Source organism: Bradyrhizobium sp. 139 (genome assembly GCF_023074175.1).
In the GTDB taxonomy this organism is placed as follows: domain Bacteria; phylum Pseudomonadota; class Alphaproteobacteria; order Rhizobiales; family Xanthobacteraceae; genus Bradyrhizobium.
In genome coordinates this window covers 1-18,495 of record NZ_JADPKS010000158.1, presented here as the reverse complement: position 1 = coordinate 18,495, position 18,495 = coordinate 1, and the positions used below count along the sequence as shown (strand labels likewise).

Sequence of the window (18,495 nt, the reverse complement as noted above, 5' to 3'; positions counted from 1 at the left end):
ATATTTTGATTTGTCTTGGCGCAGATGCCGTGCCGGACCGCGCGTGAGCCGATCCGCTGGCTTTGGATTTGAGCCTCAGGCGGTTAAGGAGTTGTTAACACCTGCGCAAGGGCCGTCTCGCGTCGGTCAGTCGCTTTGCGGCACACCGTAGCGGACAAAGTCGTCGCCGATCCGGGCCTCGATTCTCCGCTCGCGTCGGCCGCATCTGCAACGCAGGTCGACGCGCTTGATGTGCGGCGCACCCGCGGCGAGGACGTCAAACCGGCGCCGATCACCCAACTCCCCAGCGCATTTGATCTGCATGCCTTGGCAAGTTGCCGAGCGCGCCAGCACAACCCTCGAGGCGTTGCGGTCCACGCACGACTCTGAATCAGATGCAATCACGGCAATGCGAATTCGATTGGCTAGCTTGGGGGCGATCAATGAGCGGAGAAGCCGGTTGCATTGTGTGTAGCAGGGCAAGAACGGTCGTGGCCGTCGTCCCGATCGACGGAGGGTATGCCCTGAAGGTATATGAATGCTCCTGTTGCCACAGCACCCTGCATCTCGTGACTCGGGTCACGAATGCAGCGCTGATCAATCAGGAATGCGGGGCCCTCCTTCCCGTCGAGAAGCAGCTGAGTTCCACTGATCGTAGAGTTCAACTGCGGCTCACGAACTGAACGCCCAGCGCGTCCGGCCGCGTTCTGGCTGAACGACCGCACGACCGTGCGCAGGTTGCCGAACTGCGCCGCGGCTCTCGAGCCCTCAATTCGGCTTTTGCGTCGGCTTGCCGTCGATCTTGGGGAGATCGCCGGCCGAGGCCGATTGATCGCCGCCGCCATTGGCCCGGCGCGCCATCTCGACCGTCAGCCGCTCGGCGGCCTCCGGCGACATCAGTCCCATGATGTCCGACATCTTTCGCGGCGCGATCTGCGAGGCGATCTCGATCAGCACGCCCATCTCGAGCCGGTCGAACACCCGTGCGGCGTCCTTGGGCTTCATGCCCTCATACATGGTCACGAGGCCCTTCATGCGCTGGGCTTCGGCGGCCTTCTGCTCGGCCTGGGTCGCGGAGATGCGGGATTCCACCGCCTTCATCTCCTCGACCTTGTTTTCGATGCGCTTCTCGGCCGACTTGAGCAGGCTCTCGCGGATGTCGATCTCGCGCTGGCGGGCCTCGATCTCCTGGCGGCGCGACTGCAGGCGTTCCAGGATAGCGCGCTCTGAGGCCGAGATCTGCGGCTGGGCCTCCTCCATCTTGACCACGGTGCCTTCGGGCTTGCTCTCGGGCGCGGCCGGCTTCGGCGCCTCCTTCGGCGCGCCATGGGTGGAGCCCGTGATATCAGGATCCTCGCGGCCGGTCGGGAAGTTCAGATTCTCCTGCGCCCAGGATTTCTTGGTCTGGCTCGGCTTGTAGTCGAAGACATAGCCGCCATTGAGCACGAGGCCCGCGACCTTCAGCGTGGCGAGACCTGCGACGGCAACCAGCACGACCGGAATGACGCGGATGTTACGGAAGGATTTCATACCCTGACTTTATGCGGCAAGACCGTTGGATCGTCGGCGCTCGGAGAAGGCTTCGGCCGCAGCCGCCACCGCCTTCGCCGACGAGGGCTTGGCTGCGGGCGCGGCGACCGTTTCCGGGCTGGTCATGGGGCGCGCGGCGATCGCGATCTTGGCCAGGCGCCGCACCACGTTGTCGGCTTCGCCGAGCTGTTTGTGGAGCTGGTCCGACATCTGGGTCGCCGCCGCAAGCTGGCTGCCGAGGTTCTCGTTGACGTCGCGCACGGCAAGCTTCAGCCCGCCGATCGCGCGCTCGGCGATCTCGGTCGCGGTGATCAGCTCGCCGATGACTGCCTTCAGTGAATGCTCGTCCGCCTTCAGCCGCGTCAGCCGCTTGTTGAGCATGACGCAATAGACGATCGTCAGCATCAGCAGGATAGCCACCAGCGTCTCGATCGCCATTCCCAGAGAGTGGTTCATGGGGCCTCCATCATCTTGTTCTGCTCGTCGACCTTCTCGAACATCGCAAGTGTCGTATTTGGCTTGCGCAGGGGTTTCGTCACCCGAATCGCGACGCGGTCGCCGACCCGGCCCATACGTCCTTCGGTGATCGTGACGTCGCCGCAGCGCACGGTGACGTTGGCGTCCGCGCGCATGTCGAGCGGCAGCGTGTCGCCGACCTTCAGCCGCATCAGCTGCTTGAGCGGAATGTTGGCCTCGTAGAGCACGGCGTCGACGGCGATCTCGGCCTGCACGATCTCGGTGGCGAAATGACCTTCCCAGATCGGGTCGCGGCCGAACTTTTCGCCCATGAACATCTGGAGCAGGACGCCCCGGATCGGCTCGATGGTCGCGTAGGGAAGCAAGAGCTCGATGTTGCCGCCGCGATCTTCCATGTCGATGCGCAGGCGCACCAGGATGGCAGCGTTGGCCGGACGGCTGATTGCGGCGAAACGCGGATTGGTCTCGAGCCGGTCGATCGTGAAGGTCACCGGCGAAAGCGGCCGGAACGCCTGTTCGGCATCGGCCAGCACCACCTCGACCAGCCGCTTGACCAGCTCGGTCTCGATCGTGGTGTAGGGCCGGCCCTCGATGCGGAGTTGGCTCGAGCCGCGGCGGCCGCCGAGCAGCACGTCGATCATCGAGTAGATCAGGCTGGAATCGACCGTCGCCATGCCGAAATTGTCCCACTCTTCGGCCTTGAACACCGTGAGTACGGCCGGCAGCGGGATCGAGTTCATGTAGTCGCCGAAGCGCACCGAGGTAATGCGGTCGAGCGAGACTTCGACGTTGTCGGAGGTAAAATTGCGCAACGAGGTCGTCAGCAACCGCACCAGGCGGTCGAAGACGATTTCGAGCATCGGCAGACGCTCGTAAGAGACCATCGCCGAATCGATGATCGCGCGAATGCCGGAATGGTCGTCGAGCGTGACGTCGCCGACGGCGAAGCCGAGGAGATTGTCGATCTCCTCCTGCGACAGCACCCGCTCGCCGGAATTCTTGCCGGTGCCGAGATCGCGGCTGCCGTCCTCGACCATGGCCGCCCATTGCAGGGCCATGGTCTCGGATAGTTCGTTTTCGGCAGCAGCCTTCGCGGCCTCCGCCGGATCCTCGGAATCGAGCGAGGCCTCCCATTGGGCGGCGATTGCATCCTGGTCGACTTGTTCGTTGCTCGCCATGATCCCTAGCCCGCCATGCTCACTGGATCACGACTTCCTTGAACAGCACCGCGCTGACCTGGATCGGGGAAACCGCCGCATTGACGCGCTTGGTCAGCTCTTCCTTGAGGCGGAAGACGCCGGCCGAACCGTTGAGGTCGGAGGAGCGCAATTCGCGCACATAGGTCTGGAAGATGTCGGTGATGCGCGGCATCGTCGGCTTGATTGCCTCGATCTGCTTCTCGTCCTTGAGCTCCAGCACGACCTTGAGCTTCAGATATTGCACGCGCTCGCCGGGGGCGCCGGCGAGGTTGACCATGATGTCGGGCACCTCGACGAAAGCCGGCGGCTTCGGAGGCGGCGCCGCCTCGGCGTGATGCTCGTCGTCGCCATGACGGAAGAAGAAGAACCAGGTCGCGGCACCGCCGCCGAGAACGGCGAGCAGGCCGACGGCCATGATGATGAGCTTGAGCTTGTTCTTCGGCGGAGCGGCTTCCGCGCCGTCGGCGGCCGCGCGGCCTTCCGCTTCATTGTCTGCCATGGTCGATAGGCTCGCTCATCTCATCAAGGGGTCGAAAGAGCGAAGCCTCCTGGCAGACAGTGACGCGATACAAATGCCCCAGCGCAGTGCGCTCCTCTTACGCGCAAACGCTACGGTAATAATGGTTAACGGAACCTTTCGATTGGGCCTCCGCTAGGAAAAATCTGCCGGGCAAACATGGCTAACAGAACCTTTCTGCCGCCTCCCCGCGCTCCTCAAAAATCGATAAGACATTGAAATTACTTGATCTTATTAGTTGGCACGGCTTTCGCTGAGAGAGGTCCGAGACAGGAGGGTTTGGGAGAACCTGATGGTCTCGTTCACGGGTCCGCCAAGGCGCTTGGGAGAGCGAGGTGGCAGGCTCACTCAGGGGAGATTTCCGATGCAGAACGCGCTTCTGATCGGCTTGTCACGGCAGATGACGTTGGAACGGCAGATGGATGTCGTCGCCAACAACGTCGCCAATGCCAACACCAACGGCTTCAAGGCCGACCATTCGCTGTTCGAGGAGTATCTCAACTCGAACGCGCGTGAGGACAATTTCATCGCATCCGACCGCCGGGTCTCCTATGTGCAGGACCGCGGCACCTTCCGCGACGTCGGCCAGGGGCCGATGGAGCCGACCAACAACCCGCTCGACATGGCGATCGACGGCAACGCCTTCTTCGCCGTGCAGGCCAATGGCGGCGAGCGCTACACCCGCGATGGCAAATTCTCGCTCAACAGCACCGGCCAGCTCGTCACCTCCGACGGCAACCTCGTACTCGGCACCGGCGGGCCGATCACCTTCCAGCCGACCGACCACGACATCAACGTCGCGCCCGACGGCACCGTCACGGTGCTCGAGGGCACCGCCAAGACCGACTCGATCCGCGGCAAGATCCGCATGGCTTCGTTCGACGATCCGGCGAAACTGACCAAGCTCGGCGCCAATCTCTACAGCGCCGGCTCCGCGACGTCGCAGGCCGACACCAAGTCGACCGTGCGCCAGGGCTACATCGAGAAGTCCAACGTGAACTCGGTGGGCGAGATGAGCCGCATGGTTGAAGTCATGCGCAGCTACACCGCCATCGCCAACCTGCTCCAGCAGCAGAGCGACCTCCACAAATCGGCGATCGAGAAGCTCGCCGACGTTCCGGCCTGATTAGGGGATCACTGACATGCAAGCGCTCCACACCGCTGCGACCGGAATGGCTGCCCAGGAACTGAACGTCCAGGTCATCTCCAACAACATCGCAAACCTCCGCACCACCGGATTCAAGAAGCAGACGGCGGCGTTCCAGGACCTGATCTACGAGCACGTGCGCCGCGTCGGCGCGCAGGCCTCGGATCAGGGCACCATCGTGCCTGTTGGCGTCGACATCGGCGGCGGCGTCAAGACCGTCGGCACGCCGCGCAGCATGACGCAGGGCACGCTGTCACAGACCGGCAACGATCTCGACCTCGCGATGTCCGGCGAAGGCTTCTTCAAGATCCTGATGCCCGACGGCACTTACCAGTACACCCGCGACGGCACCTTCCAGATGGACAACCAGGGCCGCGTCGTCACCGCGCAGGGCAACCCGGTGCAGCCGACCATCACCATCCCCAACAACGCTTCCGGCATCACGGTGAGCGAGCAGGGCCAGATCTCGGTCACGCTGCCGGGCTCGTCGAGCTCCTCGATCGTCGGCCAGATCGGCGTGACCCGCTTCATCAACAAGGCGGGCCTGCAGCCGGTCGGCAGCAACCAGTTCACCGAGACCCCGTCGTCCGGCGCGCCGCAGGACGGCACCGCGAACTCCGAAGGCTACGGCAAGATCACGCAGGGCAGCCTGGAGCAGGCCAATGTCGACGTCGTCTCGGAGATGAGCGACTTGATCGCCGCGCAGCGCGCCTACGAGATGAACGCAAAGGTCATCAGCGCCGCCGACCAGATGATGCAATCGACCACGGCGCTGTTCCGCTGAGGTGATGACGATGATCCGCACCACCCTTGCCACTATCTCCGCCCTGCTCGCGGTGGCGCTGCCGGCGCAGGCCGCCGACGATTTCATCGCAACGCCGACGTTGCGCGCCAGCGTCACCGTCACCTCGGACGTGGTGCGGATCGGCGATCTCATCGACAACGCCGGGTCGGCCGCGCTGATCCCGGTCTACCGTTCGCCAGATCTCGGCACCACCGGTGCGCTGCCGGTCGCACAGGTGCTGTCGGTGCTGCGCGCCAAGCAGGTGATTGGCGTCATGACCGGCAACATCAACGAAGTGTCGGTCACTCGTCTGGCCCGCACGCTCGCCAACAAGGACCTCGAAACCGCGGTGGCCTCGGCGCTCCACCGCCGCTTCGGCCTTGGCGATGCCGCCAACATCACCGTCACGTTCGACCGCGGCGTCGCCGACATGCGGTTAGATGCCTCCAACACTGGTGCGCTCCAGCCGATCGCAACCCGCTACGACGCGCGCAGCGGCCGTTTCGATATCGCCTTCGAGATCAACAACGACAACAATCCGACGCCGACCAAGCTGCGCTTCACCGGCACCGCGATCGAGACGGTGGAAGTGGCCGTGCTGACGCGCGACATCGACCGGGTCGATCTCCTGAAATCCTCCGACATCGCGCTGGAGCGCCGGCCGAAGGCCGAAATCACCGGCGAGCCCGCCTCGCGCGACCGCACGATCGGCATGCAGCTCCGCCGGCCGATGCGGGCGGGCGCGCCGATCCGCATCGCCGACATCGTCAAGCCCGACTTCGTTCAGCGCGACCAGAGCGTCACCGTCATTTATCAGGTCCCCGGGATCTATCTCACCACGCGCGGCAAGGCGCTCGAGAGCGGCGCCGAGGGCGACACTGTGAGCGTTCTCAATCTGCAGACCAAGCGCACGCTGGCAGGCGTTGTCACCGGTCGCGGCCAGGTAACGATCCAGGGCGCGAGCCAGTCTGCGCCGATGGCGCCTGCGGTCGAGCAGACCTCCTCGCTCAAGCGCGACGAAGCGCCGGCTCCCGTCAACACTGATGCCCTCGTCCGGAACCTGGTCCAGGCCCCTACGTCTCCGGCCCAGATCGCCCAAGCCCAGATCCCGCAAGTTCGCGTCTCGCAAGCTCCAGCCAAGTCAGAGTAAGTCATGTCCACGTTCAGTTCGGCTTCCCGTCTTCGTCACGTCGCGATCTCTGCCCTGCTGCTGGCAATTTGCGCGCTGGCGAGCGGCTGCTCCTCGATCGACCGCCTGTCGCAGATCGGCGAGCAACCGAAATTGTCAGCGATCGACAATCCGACGACGCAGCCCGGCTACAAGCCGGTGCAGATGCCGATGCCGAAGCCGGAAGTCGCCTCCTACAATCCGAACTCGTTGTGGCGCAACGGCAGCCGCGCGTTCTTCAAGGACCAGCGCGCCCGCCAGATCGGCGACCTCCTCACCGTGACCGTGAACATCACCGACAAGGCCAACCTCTCCAACGAGACCCAGCGCAGCCGTACCAATTCGGAAGATTCCGGCATTACCGACTTCATCGGCGCCAAGACGCTCGGCGCGCAGGCGCAGAAGGTGCTGCCCGGCCGCATCCTCACCGCCGACTCCTCCGCCTCCAGCGACGGCAAGGGCTCGGTCAACCGCACGGAAGCCTTGCAAACCAACGTCGCCGCGGTCGTGACGCAGGTGCTGCCGAACGGCAACCTCGTCGTCGAAGGCAAGCAGGAGATCCGCGTCAACTACGAGATTCGCGAGCTCATCGTCGCCGGCGTCGTCCGTCCCGAGGACATCCAGAGCGACAACACCATCGATTCCACCAAGATCGCGCAGGCCCGCATCGCCTACGGCGGACGCGGCCAGATCATGGACGTGCAGCAGCCGCGCTACGGCCAGCAAGTCATGGACGTGCTGCTACCCTTCTAGCTTTCTCCCGAGCTCCCACATCGTGTTCGCGAACCTAGGCGTGGACGACGATGTACGACGCGGCCTCCGGTAGCTCCCCTGCCGGAGGCCGCATGTATTTTAGCAAGGCCCGGCTGCGGGCGCACGGCCGCGCGGCCAGTTGGTGCACTCGAGCGCCGCCCCAACCTCCGTCATCGCGAGCGAAGCGAGGCAATCCAGACTCGATCCGCGGCAAGACTCTGGGTTTGCTTCGTCGCAAGGGCTCCTCGCAATGACGCAGAATGTTGGACCGCTATGCGTCCCTCACGTAAACTCCGCCTCCACCACTCCCAGCCCCTCAAGCTCCATCCGCACCTTGTCGCCGGCCTTCAGCCATAGCGTCTTGACCAGGCTCCCCGTCAGCACGAGTTGCTCCGCGTGCAGCCCCTTGCCCTCGGCCGCGAGATGGTTGGCGAGCCAGGCGAGTGCGTTGTGGGGATGGCCGAGCACGTCGGCGCCGGTGCCGTGGCTGACCTCTTCGCCGTTGACGATGGCGCGGCCCTTGACAGCCTTCAGATCCGGCACGGACGAGCGCGGCACCGATGGACCGAGCACGCAGCCGGCGGCGAAGAAATCGTCGGCGATCAATGTCGGCGCGCCCATCGTCTCCCAGTTCACGTAACGATCGTCGACGATCTCGATTGCGGGATGATAGGCCTCGACGGCCTCGCCGACCCATTCGGCCGTGAACGGCGCCTCGCCGGCCGCGAGGTCGCGCTTCAATCGCACCGCGATCTCGCATTCGACGCCGACACGGACATAGTCGGCAGCCGCGAGCTTGGCCCCGCTCTCATGCACCCCCTTCTGGAACACGCCGCCGCCGCAGGGATGCGGGATGCCAATATAGTCCTGCATCACCTGGCTGGTGCAGCCGACCTTGTAGCCGACGAGCGGCCCGACATGCGGCAGCAGGAGATCGTGCAGCGCGCGCTGAACCTGATAGCCCGCGGCTTCGTCGGCGGGCGGATGGTCCAGCGCCGCAAGCGGCGCATGGTTACGACGCGCGAGCGCAATCGCCTTTGCGGCTTTGAGAATATTGTCCATCGGCGCCGCCTCCCACGCTACGCGAGTTCTGCGCGGCAGTGGAGCATCCCGGCCCTGACCTGACAAGCCACGGTCGGGACCGTGCAGCGTCCGGCCTCGACCAAGCCAAGCCGAATCACCCGCAAGAGCAGGTCAATCACCTCGCGGAACACTTGCCGCTTCGTGCGGGCATTTAAGGAAATATTGAGCGGGGCCAGGCTTTATGGAGATGCGCGCCTTGCGGCGTCGCATCAGGCCCGATTGCAGCGATGCTTGATGCTGCTGGATCGACGCCTCAACATCCGAGTCGATCTCGTTGATGCGACTCGCAAAATCTCCCGCAACTGAAGTGAAGGCTGCTTCTCATCCGAACTCACGTGAGCTCGGAGGAGTTGAGTCTAGCCCATTGATCGCGATTCACTTTTCGCGATTGCGCCCGCGCACTGAGGCGCGCAGCGGCAGGCGACAGGCAAAATGCGGATCACGGCGCGAAACGGCGCCTTGCGTCCAAAAACAAAGAGCCGCAACTCTGCGGCTCCGACTTTATTCGTCGCGATAGACCTTCTCGCGTTTCTCGTGGCGCTCCTGCGCTTCCACCGAGAGCGTCGCGATGGGCCGGGCTTCGAGCCGTTTCAACGAGATCGGCTCGCCGGTGTCCTCGCAATAGCCGTAGGTGTTGTCCTCGATGCGCTGGAGCGCGGCGTCGATCTTGGCGATCAACTTGCGCTGGCGGTCGCGGGCGCGGAGTTCGATGGCGCGGTCGGTTTCGGACGATGCCCGATCAGCCAGATCGGGGTGGTTCACGTTCTCCTCCTGCAGGGCTTGCAGGGTGAGCTTGGACTCTTTGAGGATCTCATCCTTCCAGGAGAGGAGCTTCAAACGGAAGTACTCCTTCTGCCGATCGTTCATGAAAGGCTCTTTTTCGGTCGGTCGGTAGTTTTTCAACTTTTCCAAGGGCGGCCTATCTGTCTAAGCAACGACTCGCAAACGGAACAGAGTCCGTTGAGCGGGGCGTTATATAGCGGCGTCCTGTGACAGACAATATTTCCTTAATCCCTCGGTTACCGCCCCCAAACCCTTGCACAGGAAGGTTTATCCGCAAGGGCCCGGGGACGGCCAAAGGCCTAGTAGCCGACCGTGAAACGCTGCCTCACATGGGCCGGCCGCTCGATCTCGTCGGCGAGCGCAATGGCGTAGTCGGCAAAGCTGATCCAGCTTTTCCCGCTCGCATCTGCGAGAAGCTGGTTGGTGCCGAGCCGGAACTTGCCCGTCCGCTCTCCCTCGATGAACAGCGCCGATGGCGAGATGAAGGTCCAGTTCAGGTCTTTTTCCTGCCCCAGGAGGTCGAGAAAGGCCGAGCCCGCCTCCGCCTCGGCCTTGTATTGGGCCGGAAAACCGGGGGTTGTGACCAGTTTGACGCCGGGAGCGACTTCCAGGCTGCCGGCTCCGCCGACGACGAGATAGCGGCCCACCCTTGAGTCCTTTGCCGCGCCGATCAGCCTAAGCGGGTCGCTGGCCAGGAAGTGCACGGAACTCACGGCAACGTCGTGTCCAGCCCACAGCCTGGCGAGGCCGGCCTGGTCGAGCACGTCCCCCTTGGTCGGCGTGACGTTCGGGAGGGCCGCGATCTTGTCGGGGTTCCGGGCGATGGCCGTGACCGCGTGGCCGTGGCGGGACAATTCCCTGGTGATCTCCGACCCGGCCCGGCCCGAGGCGCCGGCGACTGCGATTTTCATGAAAGGCTCCTTTGCTTCATAGTAACCAACAGTAACTAGATATCGCAAAGGATGCTGGTGTTAAGAGCGCACTTTGTGCTTACCTGATTACGCTGGAGTAACCGGCGCGCGAGCCGCCATGCGATCAAACGGAGCCAGAGGACCGACGATGAAGCCAGACGTCTATGCAGCGAACTGCCCCACGCGCCAGATCCTCGACCGCGTCGGCGACAAATGGGCGGTGCTGATCCTGCTGCTGCTGCGCGAGGAGCCGATGCGCTTCAATCAGTTGCGCCGCACGATCGAAGGCATTTCGCAGAAGATGCTGAGTCAGGTTCTCAAGTCGCTCGAACGCGACGGCCTGATCAAGCGTCACGCCATCGCAACCGTACCGGTGACGGTGGAATATTCGATCACGCCGCTCGGCGTGACGCTTGCCGCCGCGGTCGATCCCCTGCGCGATTGGGCCGAACAAAACCTGAAAGACGTGCTCGCCGCCCAGCGCCGCTACGACGCGCAGCAGAAGGATGTCGCGGCGTAGGCGCTAAGCCTGCCCGGCCTTCGCCAGCTCGACCTCGACGCGTAGCTCGATTTCTGAGAGCACGGAATCCAGGCCGGGATCGCCCGAGGACGATTTCAGGTTGGCCGCGGCATCGCGCAGCCGCATCACGGTCGACGCGTCGAGATTTCCGGACAGGAGCCCCATCTTGAGATCGTCGAGCACGTCGAGCGCAGTCTTGCCGCGGGTGACCGAGCGCTTGCGGCGCTCGACCGGGTCTTCCTCGATGCCTTGCAGTGCGAGCAGCCCGTCGATGTTTGCGGCGGCCTTCGGTGCGGCAGCGCCCCGCGTCTCCTGCGCCGACGAGGTGTCGGGCAGCACGAAGGTGCCGGAGTTCGTCCGCCTGGCCTGGCTGGCCGGCGCTCCAAGCGTGGTGCCGTTCGGTCCATAGATGCGCATCGCAGCAATCCGGGTGATCGATGCCGTCACCTTCGCCGTGTTATGGTTAACGGCGCGTAAACAGCCCGGCAAAATCTGCCGGCAGGCGGCAGTTTCGCTCCTCAGGGAGAACCCTCCCTGACACCGCTGGAAACAGATTTATTCAACCTGTTCAGTCACGTAACCCCGCTACCTCGGGTTGGCACAGCGCTCGCAAGGAAAGCGTCGGACCAGCTCGTCATGGGAGTGTCGAGGATGGTCCGAGATTTGAGGGGCCTCGGGGAGCAGAGGATGCCAGGCGTTCGTTGGGTGAGGATTGTTGGGGTGGCCTGCGCCGCGCTGTCAGCGCTGGCGCTCTCGGTCACGTCTGCAAGCGCGACATCGCGCATCAAGGACCTCGCCAATATCGAGGGCGTGCGGCAGAACCAGCTCATCGGCTACGGCCTCGTCGTCGGCCTCAACGGCACGGGCGACACGCTCAACAACATCCCCTTCACCAAGCAGTCGCTGCAAGCGATGCTTGAGCGCATGGGGGTCAACATCCGCGGCGCCACCATCCGCACCGGCAACGTCGCCGCCGTGATGGTCACCGGCAATCTGCCGGCCTTCGCCACCCAGGGCACGCGCATGGACGTCACCGTCTCCGCGCTGGGCGACGCCAAGGATCTGCGCGGCGGCACCTTGCTGGTCACGCCCCTGCTCGGCGCCGATGGCAACGTCTATGCGGTCGGACAGGGCTCGCTCGCGATCTCCGGTTTCCAGGCCGAGGGCGAAGCCGCGAAGATCGTGCGCGGCGTTCCGACCGTCGGCCGCATCGTAAACGGCGCCATCATCGAGCGTGAGATCGAGTTCGCGCTCAATCGGCTGCCGAACGTGCGGCTCGCACTGCGCAACGCCGACTTCACCACGGCCAAGCGCATTGCGGCCGCGATCAACGACTATCTCGGCGCCAAGAGCGCCGAGCCGATCGATCCCTCGACGGTGCAGCTTTCGGTCCCGCCGGAGTTCAAGGGCAACGTCGTCGCCTTTCTCACCGAGATCGAGCAGCTCCAGGTCGATCCTGATCTCGCCGCCAAGATCGTCATCGACGAGCGAAGCGGCATCATCGTGATGGGCCGCGACGTCCGTGTCGCCACCGTCGCGGTGGCGCAAGGCAACCTCACGGTCACCATCTCCGAGAGCCCGCAGGTCAGCCAGCCCAACCCGCTATCACGGGGCCGGACCGTGGTCGCGCCGCGCAGCAGCGTCAGTGTCACCGAGGACGGCAAGAAGTTAGCCGTCGTCAAGGACGGCGTCTCGCTTCAACAGCTCGTCGATGGCCTCAATGGGCTCGGCATCGGCCCCCGCGACCTCATCAGCATCCTCCAGGCGATCAAGGCCGCCGGCGCGATCGAAGCCGACATCGAGGTGATGTGATGCAGGCTGGCATGATCAACACTGCGCATGCCGTCACCTCCTCGGCCTTCTCCGTGGAGAGCCGCAACGGCCGACCCGACTTCGAGCTCGCGAGCGCCCTGCAAAAGGTCCCGCCGCAGCAGCAGGCCAAGGCGCAGAAGACCGCCACCGATTTCGAGGCGATGTTCCTCAACAGCATGTTCTCGCAGATGACCTCGGGCCTGAAGGGCGAAGGCCCGTTCGGCGACACCCCGGGCACCGGCGTATGGCGCTCGATGCTGACCGAGCAATATTCCAAGAACTTCGCCAAGGCCGGCGGCGTCGGCATCGCCACCGAAGTCTACCGCACCCTCATCATGCAGCAGGCGAAAACGATCCGCACGGCATAAGGTCAACCGAGATGAACCACTTCAACGCCTCACGTCAGCCGATGCTAGCGCAGCGCCCGAACACCGCCCCCGGCAATGCCGAGGCGCGCAAGATCGCCGAGCAGCTGATGGATGCGATGAGCGCCCTGCTCGGCCTGATCGAGCGCGAGACCGAGTTCGTTCGTGCCGGCAAGGTCCGCGAGGCGATGACCCTCGAGAGCAAGAAGCAGGAACTGTCGCGAAACTATATCGTCGCGGTCAGCGCGTTGAAGGCGAACCAGGTCCAGCTCGCGAAATCAGCGCCCGAGCTGCTCTCGACGCTGCATCGGCACCACGATGCGTTCCGCGCGATGCTTCAGGTCAATCTCACCGTGCTTGCGACCGCACACGCGGTCTCCGAGAGCGTGGTGCGCGGCGTCAACGCCGAGATCCAGAAGCGCAACGTACCGAACACCTATACAGCTGCGGGTCGTCGCGCCGCGCCAGGCCCGCGCCACATCACCCCGCTCGCGGTCAGCCGCTCGCTCTGAGCACATGCAAGAACAAGCAACAATTTTACGAAAAACAGCGCGACGATGTCGTCGCGCGGTTAGTCACGTTTCCTAACCAGGTCTTCAATCCTGGTGTTCCATGGTTGCGCATTGAGAGGGATTGGGATTTGACTCACGTGAGGCAACCAGGAGGCTGCCATGAGTACAGATTTCAGCATCAGGCCGGTGGGGATACCGGTCCCAACGCAGATCGTAACGACGTCGAATACGGCGGCGAACGAGGCAGTGCAAACGGATTTACCGGTGAGCCAGACGGTCACCGCTAGCGATCCGAGCGCGGCCGTGCGCAATGATTTGCCGAAAAACGAGAACGTCTCGCGTCAGGTCGTATTCGACCAGGCGGCGGCGTCTTTCGTCTTCCAGGTCGTCAACGACAGGACCGACGCGGTGGTCAACCAGTTCCCGGACGAAGCGATGCTGCGCCGGCGGGCCTATTTCCATGCGCAGGATCTGAAGTCCGAGCCTTCGCGTCCGCTCAATACGGACCTCAGCGCCTGAGGATCAGGTGTCGAGCGTGACGACGGCAGTGTCGAGATAAATCGAACCGGTCGCGGGATCGGTGACGACGTTTTTGACCTGGTCTTTCCGGCACAGGTCAGCGTGAACTTCGTACATGGTCGACAGGATGCTCGGATGCCGGCCGCGGCAGACCGCGATCACGGACGGCCGGACAGACCGGCGGCAATATTTCGGTTGATCTCGATCAGCGGGCGGAAGTGATCGAACTGCGGGCTCATCTGGAGCGCCGCGGTCTGGCTCAGCACGAACACGCTGATGTTGGCGATCTTCTGCCGGACGTCGAGCGGCTGCGGATTGTTTTCGCGCATCGCCTCGCTCAGGAAGATCGTCCAGAGCTTGCGGTTGAACATCAGGGCGTGCGTGGTCCACTCGCTGAACGGGTCGGCGCTGTTGACCGCATCCTGGAGCTTGTTGGCGGCCTTGAGCAGGGTTTGCGCCTCAATGTCGCGCGGAGATGCGGTGGTCGTTGCAACGCGCGCGTAGGCCGAGGCAGCAGAATTCGACATCAATCACACCCTGGAGGTTACCTAGCCCGTTGAACGCGCTTAAGGATTTCTTTCCCGACCCTAGGCAGCACCGCTTAAGATTTGCTTACGTGTGTGCTTGGAAGCACTCCGGACTATTACGGGCCACGGAGTCCTTCATCGCAAAGCTAGATGCGTACATGCACGCTGTAAACTGCTTCGCACGATGCGCATCAAGCTCAGCTAATCCGGCCTTAGCGCTGTCCGTAAAAAGAACGGCGGAGCATTAGCCCCGCCGCGATGTTTCGAGTTGCGATCTTGAGCTGCGAAATTAGCGGAGCAGCTGCAGCACGCTCTGCTGCGACTGGTTGGCCAGCGACAGCGCGGACACCGCGATCGATTGACGGGTCGACAGCGCCTGGCTGTTGGCCGCTTCCTCGTTGGTGTCGGCGAGCGTCAGGTTGGACGAGCCGGTCTGGAGCACGTTGATCAGGTTCTTGGAGAAGTCCTGACGCACCTGCACGATCGAGAGGTTCGAACCCAGCGCGGACCCTTCCGACCGCAGCGTGCTCGAGGCCGCATTCAGACTCGCCAGCACCCTGTTGGTGGCGCCATTGTCGATGAAGTCGATGCCGTTGACGAGATTGCTGAGGCCCAAGCCCGCCGCGTTGAAGACTACCCCGTTGATGCCGAGTGTGGAGCTGCCGGTCTCGTTGAAGATCAGCTTCAGCGTGTCGCCATTGAGCAGGTTCACACCGTTGAAGGATGCATCCTGTGAAGTCGTATCGATCTGCGCGAGGATGTTGTTGAACTGATTGACCAGGTTCGAGCGCGCCGTCTGCGCGACCGGATCCTGGATCGGCGATTGCGCCGTGGTGAAGGCCAATACGCCGGTGATCGTGCCGCCGATCGCGCCGCCGGCGGTCGAAGAACCCAAGGTCGAGGAGGCATATTCGTTGACGGTGGTGACCGTGAGCACGCCGTTGGCGTCGATCGTGGCGGTCAGGTGGTTCGCCTGCAGCTGAGAGTTCAGCTGATCAAGCGTTTTCACCGTACCGTTGGTGCCGTCACCAAAAGTGACGTTCACGGGCGTCCCACCGTTGAAAGAGGTGAAGGTCAAGGTCTTGCCGCTGATACCGCCGACGCCGGACGTACGCGCGGCGCTGAAAGCGGTAGCAGTTCCCGTGTTGCCGCTAAGTCCAAACGCGCTCAGTGCGTTGCCGGTGCCGGTGATGGCGAGGTCGGCGTTGACGCCGGTGGAGAGCTGCAGCTGTCCGCTGGAATTCACCGAAGACGGGATTTGGCCGGACGTCGTCGAGAGAGCGGCGGCACCGTTGAAGATGCTGGCTGTCTTCACGCCTGTGGCGAGATCGATCGAATTGAGCACGTCAGTCAGCGTCGCGCTCTGGAGGTAAACTGTCGAGTTGCCGTTGCCGTCGGTAACGATGTTGCCGCTGACGCCGCCGGAGGTCACGCTGGCAGCCGACTGTGGCGTTTGGGCGTTTTTAAACGTGATGACGTGGCCGTCGACATTGAGAATTGAGCCATCCTGGATCAGCGATCCAAGCGAGCCGGCTCCAGTGGTCCTCGCGGCAGTCACGATTGCGCTGCCTGCGCCGGTCGCTGTGGTCAGGCCCAGAGACTTGAGGAAGTCCGCCTTGCCGGTCACGGTCAGATCGGCGCCCGTCGAGGTCTTCAGAGTGACGGTGCCAGCCGCGATCGACGATGCGGTCTGCAGGGTACCCACAGGACCACTGGAGCCGCTCACGCTGATGGTCGCAGCGCCAGCACTGATCGCAGCGCTCTTCACGCCGCTCGCCAGGTCGATTGCGCTCAACAGATCGTTGACCGTACCGGTCGGAGCGGCGCTGGTTCCCATATAGACGATCGAGTTGCCGTTGCCGTCGGTCGCAATATGGCCGCTCGGGTTGAGACCCCACCCAGCCGGCTGAGTGGCGGGTGCAGCGCCGGTCCGGAAGGTGACGGTCTTGCCATTCACCGTGATTGTGTCGCCGTCCGCGGGAGACGATGCCAACGTGCTGCTGGCCGTGCTTCCGATCAGGGTGTCGGTGCCAACCAGCGCGGTCGCATTGTCAGCGGCGTTCACAGGTGCGCCGGGAGCTGGCGCGGTACCGGCAGTTGAGCCCAGCAACGCACCCGCGGTGACGGGCGTTACGCCGCCGGCGGCACCGGTGAACAACACATTCGACAGCGCGCTCGCACTCGCATAGGAGGTCGTGCCGCGCAGGTCGGCCGGCGTTGCTCCCGGGATGGTGGTCGAGACGTTCGACTTGGTCGAGTAGCCGACCGTGGTCTGCAGTGCTTGGTTCGCGATCGATTTCGCGCTGTCGATCAGTTTTTGCAGCGAGGTGATGCCGGTGTTGGCTGCCTGGAGCACCTGCACGCCATTGTTGATGCCATCGAGCAGGTTGCTGATGTCGCTCGCTCGGTTGTCCAGCCCCTGCGCGGTGAAGAAGTTGGTGGGGTTGTCGAGCGCCGTGTTGACCTTCTTGCCCGTCGCGAGGCGCTGCTGCGTCGTGGCCAGCAGGTCGGCCGTTGACTGCAGTGACAACAGGTTCTGGCGAACCGACGCCGAGAGAACAATGTTGGACATTGGCGGGTCTTCCTCTTGAACCGGGTACGAATCGGGGGCTCGCCGATCTTGAAGGCGGGCTTTTGTCCACTTTTAGGGGCTGTCCTTTAAAGTATGGTTAACGGCGGTTTAAGAGACACGGTTAATGCCGGGTTAGCAGCCCTTCCCGCCTGAGGTGCCGGATCTGGAGGTCCCTTGTGCACGCAAGAAAGCGGCGGGGCCGAAGCCCCGCCGCTCTATTTAGTTTTGTAATTTCAGTCGCTTATTAGCGGAGCAGCTGGAGCACGCTCTGCTGCGACGTATTGGCCAGCGACAGCGCGGACACCGCGATCGACTGGCGGGTCGACAGCGCCTGGCTGTTGGCCGCTTCCTCGTTGGTGTCGGCCAGCGTCAGGTTGGACGAGCCGGTCTGGAGCACGTTGATCAGGTTCTTGTTGAAGTCCTGACGCACCTGTACCACCGAGAGGTTCGAACCGAGGGTCGAAGCTTCCGAGCGCAGCGTGCTCGAGGCCGCGTTCAGGCTGGTCAGCACCTTGTTGGTCGCGGCATTGTCGATGAAGTCCGTGCCTTGGAGCAGGCCGGCCAGACCCAAACCCTTCGAGTTGAAGGTCACGCCGGTGATGCTCAGGCTCGACTTCGCAGTCTCGTCGAACACCAGCTTGAGCTGGTCGCCGTTGAGCAGGTTGACGCCATTGAAGGACGAGTCGACGGAGGTCGTGTCGATCTGCGACAGGATGTTGTTGTACTGGGCGACCAGGTTGGAACGGGTCGCCTGAGCAACGGCATCGACGGTCGGCGTGGTCGCGTTTGTCCAGGTCAGCGACGCCGTGATCGTGCCGCCTATCGCACCACCAGCGACGGCCGAGCCGATCGTCGACGAGGCATAGTCGTTGGTCGCGGAGATTGTGAGCAGGCCATTGGCATCGATCGTAGCCGCAAGATTGTTCGCCTGCAGCTGCGTGTTAAGCTGATCGAGCGTCTTGACCGTGCCGCCGGTGCCATCGCCGAAGGTGACATTGACCGCCGCGCCGCCATTGAAGGAGGCGAAGGTCAAGGTCTTGCCCGAGACGCCGCCCGACGCTGCGGACCGGCTCGCCGTGAAGGCGGTGCCGGTGCCAGTTGAGCCGGTGAGACCGAGGGCCGACAGCGCATTGCCCGACCCGGTGACCGACAGATCCGCGTTCGCACCGGTCGAGAGGTTGAGCGCGCCGGCCACGACCGACGAGTTCTTGGCTCCGGCGGTGGTCTGCAAGGCACCCGAGGCACCGGCAGTCTTGACGGTCTGCACCCCGGTCGCGAGATCGATGGCGTTCAGAATGTCACTGACCGCGCCGGACTGCAGGTAAACCGTCGAATTG

Annotated in this window: 21 protein-coding genes; 9 read left to right on the top strand and 12 right to left on the bottom strand. The window is 63.6% G+C overall.

What is annotated here, in order from left to right; genetic code table 11:
- Positions 1 to 126: 126 nt before the first annotated feature.
- The 5 genes from IVA80_RS33740 to fliL all read right to left on the bottom strand — a co-directional run bounded on the left by IVA80_RS33740 (position 127) and on the right by fliL (position 3,684).
- Positions 127 to 357 carry a hypothetical protein gene (locus IVA80_RS33740; protein WP_247439407.1) on the bottom strand — a complete coding sequence of 77 codons (231 nt, stop codon included), beginning with the start codon at positions 355 to 357 and terminating at the stop codon, positions 127 to 129.
- Between the two features lie 390 nt (positions 358 to 747).
- Positions 748 to 1,509, bottom strand: a complete 762-nt coding sequence (locus tag IVA80_RS33735; protein WP_247439405.1) for a flagellar protein FlbB — start codon at positions 1,507 to 1,509, stop codon at positions 748 to 750.
- Positions 1,510 to 1,518: 9 nt separating this feature from the next.
- Positions 1,519 to 1,965, bottom strand: a complete 447-nt coding sequence (locus IVA80_RS33730) for a DUF6468 domain-containing protein (RefSeq protein ID WP_247439403.1) — start codon at positions 1,963 to 1,965, stop codon at positions 1,519 to 1,521.
- The gene (gene fliM, locus IVA80_RS33725) at positions 1,962 to 3,164 is read right to left on the bottom strand and encodes a flagellar motor switch protein FliM (RefSeq protein WP_247439400.1); all 1,203 of its coding nucleotides are present in this window, start codon (positions 3,162 to 3,164) and stop codon (positions 1,962 to 1,964) included. The genes IVA80_RS33730 and fliM overlap by 4 nt, the downstream gene beginning before the upstream one ends.
- 19 nt (positions 3,165 to 3,183) lie before the next feature.
- Positions 3,184 to 3,684 (bottom strand): flagellar basal body-associated protein FliL, encoded by a 501-nt coding sequence (fliL, locus tag IVA80_RS33720; RefSeq protein ID WP_247439399.1) that lies wholly within the window; start codon positions 3,682 to 3,684, stop codon positions 3,184 to 3,186.
- A gap of 382 nt (positions 3,685 to 4,066) precedes the next feature.
- Here fliL and flgF point away from each other — a divergent pair, with 382 nt between their 5' ends.
- The 4 genes from flgF to flgH are packed head-to-tail and all read left to right on the top strand — an operon-like array spanning position 4,067 to position 7,554.
- Complete coding sequence (gene flgF / locus IVA80_RS33715) at positions 4,067 to 4,828, top strand: flagellar basal-body rod protein FlgF (protein WP_247439398.1); 762 nt, start codon at positions 4,067 to 4,069, stop codon at positions 4,826 to 4,828.
- A 16-nt stretch (positions 4,829 to 4,844) separates the two neighbouring features.
- The gene (gene flgG / locus IVA80_RS33710; RefSeq protein ID WP_247439397.1) at positions 4,845 to 5,633 is read left to right on the top strand and encodes a flagellar basal-body rod protein FlgG; all 789 of its coding nucleotides are present in this window, start codon (positions 4,845 to 4,847) and stop codon (positions 5,631 to 5,633) included.
- Between the two features lie 10 nt (positions 5,634 to 5,643).
- Positions 5,644 to 6,783, top strand: a complete 1,140-nt coding sequence (gene flgA, locus IVA80_RS33705) for a flagellar basal body P-ring formation chaperone FlgA (RefSeq protein WP_247439396.1) — start codon at positions 5,644 to 5,646, stop codon at positions 6,781 to 6,783.
- 3 nt (positions 6,784 to 6,786) lie between these two features.
- The gene (flgH, locus tag IVA80_RS33700; RefSeq protein ID WP_247439395.1) at positions 6,787 to 7,554 is read left to right on the top strand and encodes a flagellar basal body L-ring protein FlgH; all 768 of its coding nucleotides are present in this window, start codon (positions 6,787 to 6,789) and stop codon (positions 7,552 to 7,554) included.
- A 282-nt stretch (positions 7,555 to 7,836) separates the two neighbouring features.
- Here the strand turns inward: flgH and IVA80_RS33695 are convergent, their stop codons facing one another.
- The 3 genes from IVA80_RS33695 to IVA80_RS33685 form a co-directional block, all read right to left on the bottom strand.
- A complete protein-coding gene (locus IVA80_RS33695) occupies positions 7,837 to 8,616 on the bottom strand; it encodes a fumarylacetoacetate hydrolase family protein (protein ID WP_247439394.1) in 780 nt (259 codons plus the stop codon).
- Positions 8,617 to 9,138: 522 nt separating this feature from the next.
- Positions 9,139 to 9,504, bottom strand: coding sequence for an RNA polymerase-binding protein DksA (gene dksA / locus IVA80_RS33690; RefSeq protein WP_247439393.1), 366 nt, complete (start codon positions 9,502 to 9,504; stop codon positions 9,139 to 9,141).
- Between the two features lie 215 nt (positions 9,505 to 9,719).
- Positions 9,720 to 10,331: an NAD(P)-dependent oxidoreductase gene (locus IVA80_RS33685; RefSeq protein WP_247439392.1), complete on the bottom strand. Its 612-nt coding sequence runs from the start codon at positions 10,329 to 10,331 to the stop codon at positions 9,720 to 9,722.
- A 148-nt stretch (positions 10,332 to 10,479) separates the two neighbouring features.
- Here IVA80_RS33685 and IVA80_RS33680 point away from each other — a divergent pair, with 148 nt between their 5' ends.
- On the top strand, positions 10,480 to 10,851 hold the full coding sequence (locus IVA80_RS33680) for a helix-turn-helix domain-containing protein (protein WP_247439390.1): 372 nt from the start codon (positions 10,480 to 10,482) through the stop codon (positions 10,849 to 10,851).
- 3 nt (positions 10,852 to 10,854) lie between these two features.
- Here IVA80_RS33680 and IVA80_RS33675 read toward each other — a convergent pair whose 3' ends face one another.
- Positions 10,855 to 11,268, bottom strand: coding sequence for a flagellar assembly protein FliX (locus IVA80_RS33675; protein WP_247439388.1), 414 nt, complete (start codon positions 11,266 to 11,268; stop codon positions 10,855 to 10,857).
- A gap of 270 nt (positions 11,269 to 11,538) precedes the next feature.
- On the opposite strand from IVA80_RS33675, the gene IVA80_RS33670 reads away from it, so the two are divergent.
- The 4 genes from IVA80_RS33670 (at position 11,539) to IVA80_RS33655 (ending at position 14,059) form a co-directional block, all read left to right on the top strand.
- Positions 11,539 to 12,663, top strand: a complete 1,125-nt coding sequence (locus tag IVA80_RS33670) for a flagellar basal body P-ring protein FlgI (RefSeq protein ID WP_247439386.1) — start codon at positions 11,539 to 11,541, stop codon at positions 12,661 to 12,663.
- A complete protein-coding gene (flgJ, locus tag IVA80_RS33665) occupies positions 12,663 to 13,031 on the top strand; it encodes a flagellar assembly peptidoglycan hydrolase FlgJ (RefSeq protein ID WP_247439384.1) in 369 nt (122 codons plus the stop codon). The genes IVA80_RS33670 and flgJ overlap by 1 nt, the downstream gene beginning before the upstream one ends.
- An 11-nt stretch (positions 13,032 to 13,042) precedes the next feature.
- Positions 13,043 to 13,540, top strand: coding sequence for a hypothetical protein (locus IVA80_RS33660; protein WP_247439382.1), 498 nt, complete (start codon positions 13,043 to 13,045; stop codon positions 13,538 to 13,540).
- Between the two features lie 159 nt (positions 13,541 to 13,699).
- Positions 13,700 to 14,059: a hypothetical protein gene (locus IVA80_RS33655; protein ID WP_247439380.1), complete on the top strand. Its 360-nt coding sequence runs from the start codon at positions 13,700 to 13,702 to the stop codon at positions 14,057 to 14,059.
- 158 nt (positions 14,060 to 14,217) lie between these two features.
- Here IVA80_RS33655 and flaF read toward each other — a convergent pair whose 3' ends face one another.
- The 3 genes from flaF to IVA80_RS33640 form a co-directional block, all read right to left on the bottom strand.
- Positions 14,218 to 14,586 carry a flagellar biosynthesis regulator FlaF gene (gene flaF, locus IVA80_RS33650; RefSeq protein WP_247439379.1) on the bottom strand — a complete coding sequence of 123 codons (369 nt, stop codon included), beginning with the start codon at positions 14,584 to 14,586 and terminating at the stop codon, positions 14,218 to 14,220.
- 289 nt (positions 14,587 to 14,875) lie between these two features.
- Positions 14,876 to 17,158: a DUF1522 domain-containing protein gene (locus tag IVA80_RS33645; RefSeq protein WP_247439378.1), complete on the bottom strand. Its 2,283-nt coding sequence runs from the start codon at positions 17,156 to 17,158 to the stop codon at positions 14,876 to 14,878.
- A gap of 244 nt (positions 17,159 to 17,402) precedes the next feature.
- Positions 17,403 to 18,495 (bottom strand): DUF1522 domain-containing protein (locus IVA80_RS33640; RefSeq protein ID WP_247439376.1); only part of this gene is annotated, 1,093 nt, incomplete at its 5' end.

Excerpts from the sequence above, each read along its gene's own strand:
- IVA80_RS33695 (WP_247439394.1), bottom strand. The coding sequence starts at position 8,616 with ATGGACAATATTCTCAAAGCCGCAAAGGCGATTGCGCTCGCGCGTCGT.
- flgF (WP_247439398.1), top strand. The coding sequence starts at position 4,067 with ATGCAGAACGCGCTTCTGATCGGCTTGTCACGGCAGATGACGTTGGAA.
- IVA80_RS33680 (WP_247439390.1), top strand. The coding sequence starts at position 10,480 with ATGAAGCCAGACGTCTATGCAGCGAACTGCCCCACGCGCCAGATCCTC.
- flgH (WP_247439395.1), top strand. The coding sequence starts at position 6,787 with ATGTCCACGTTCAGTTCGGCTTCCCGTCTTCGTCACGTCGCGATCTCT.
- IVA80_RS33645 (WP_247439378.1), bottom strand. The coding sequence starts at position 17,158 with ATGTCCAACATTGTTCTCTCGGCGTCGGTTCGCCAGAACCTGTTGTCA.
- IVA80_RS33655 (WP_247439380.1), top strand. The coding sequence starts at position 13,700 with ATGAGTACAGATTTCAGCATCAGGCCGGTGGGGATACCGGTCCCAACG.
- fliM (WP_247439400.1), bottom strand. The coding sequence starts at position 3,164 with ATGGCGAGCAACGAACAAGTCGACCAGGATGCAATCGCCGCCCAATGG.
- flgG (WP_247439397.1), top strand. The coding sequence starts at position 4,845 with ATGCAAGCGCTCCACACCGCTGCGACCGGAATGGCTGCCCAGGAACTG.
- IVA80_RS33685 (WP_247439392.1), bottom strand. The coding sequence starts at position 10,331 with ATGAAAATCGCAGTCGCCGGCGCCTCGGGCCGGGCCGGGTCGGAGATC.
- IVA80_RS33660 (WP_247439382.1), top strand. The coding sequence starts at position 13,043 with ATGAACCACTTCAACGCCTCACGTCAGCCGATGCTAGCGCAGCGCCCG.
- IVA80_RS33675 (WP_247439388.1), bottom strand. The coding sequence starts at position 11,268 with ATGCGCATCTATGGACCGAACGGCACCACGCTTGGAGCGCCGGCCAGC.
- IVA80_RS33730 (WP_247439403.1), bottom strand. The coding sequence starts at position 1,965 with ATGAACCACTCTCTGGGAATGGCGATCGAGACGCTGGTGGCTATCCTG.
- flgJ (WP_247439384.1), top strand. The coding sequence starts at position 12,663 with ATGCAGGCTGGCATGATCAACACTGCGCATGCCGTCACCTCCTCGGCC.
- dksA (WP_247439393.1), bottom strand. The coding sequence starts at position 9,504 with ATGAACGATCGGCAGAAGGAGTACTTCCGTTTGAAGCTCCTCTCCTGG.
- fliL (WP_247439399.1), bottom strand. The coding sequence starts at position 3,684 with ATGGCAGACAATGAAGCGGAAGGCCGCGCGGCCGCCGACGGCGCGGAA.
- flaF (WP_247439379.1), bottom strand. The coding sequence starts at position 14,586 with ATGTCGAATTCTGCTGCCTCGGCCTACGCGCGCGTTGCAACGACCACC.
- IVA80_RS33735 (WP_247439405.1), bottom strand. The coding sequence starts at position 1,509 with ATGAAATCCTTCCGTAACATCCGCGTCATTCCGGTCGTGCTGGTTGCC.
- IVA80_RS33670 (WP_247439386.1), top strand. The coding sequence starts at position 11,539 with ATGCCAGGCGTTCGTTGGGTGAGGATTGTTGGGGTGGCCTGCGCCGCG.
- flgA (WP_247439396.1), top strand. The coding sequence starts at position 5,644 with ATGATCCGCACCACCCTTGCCACTATCTCCGCCCTGCTCGCGGTGGCG.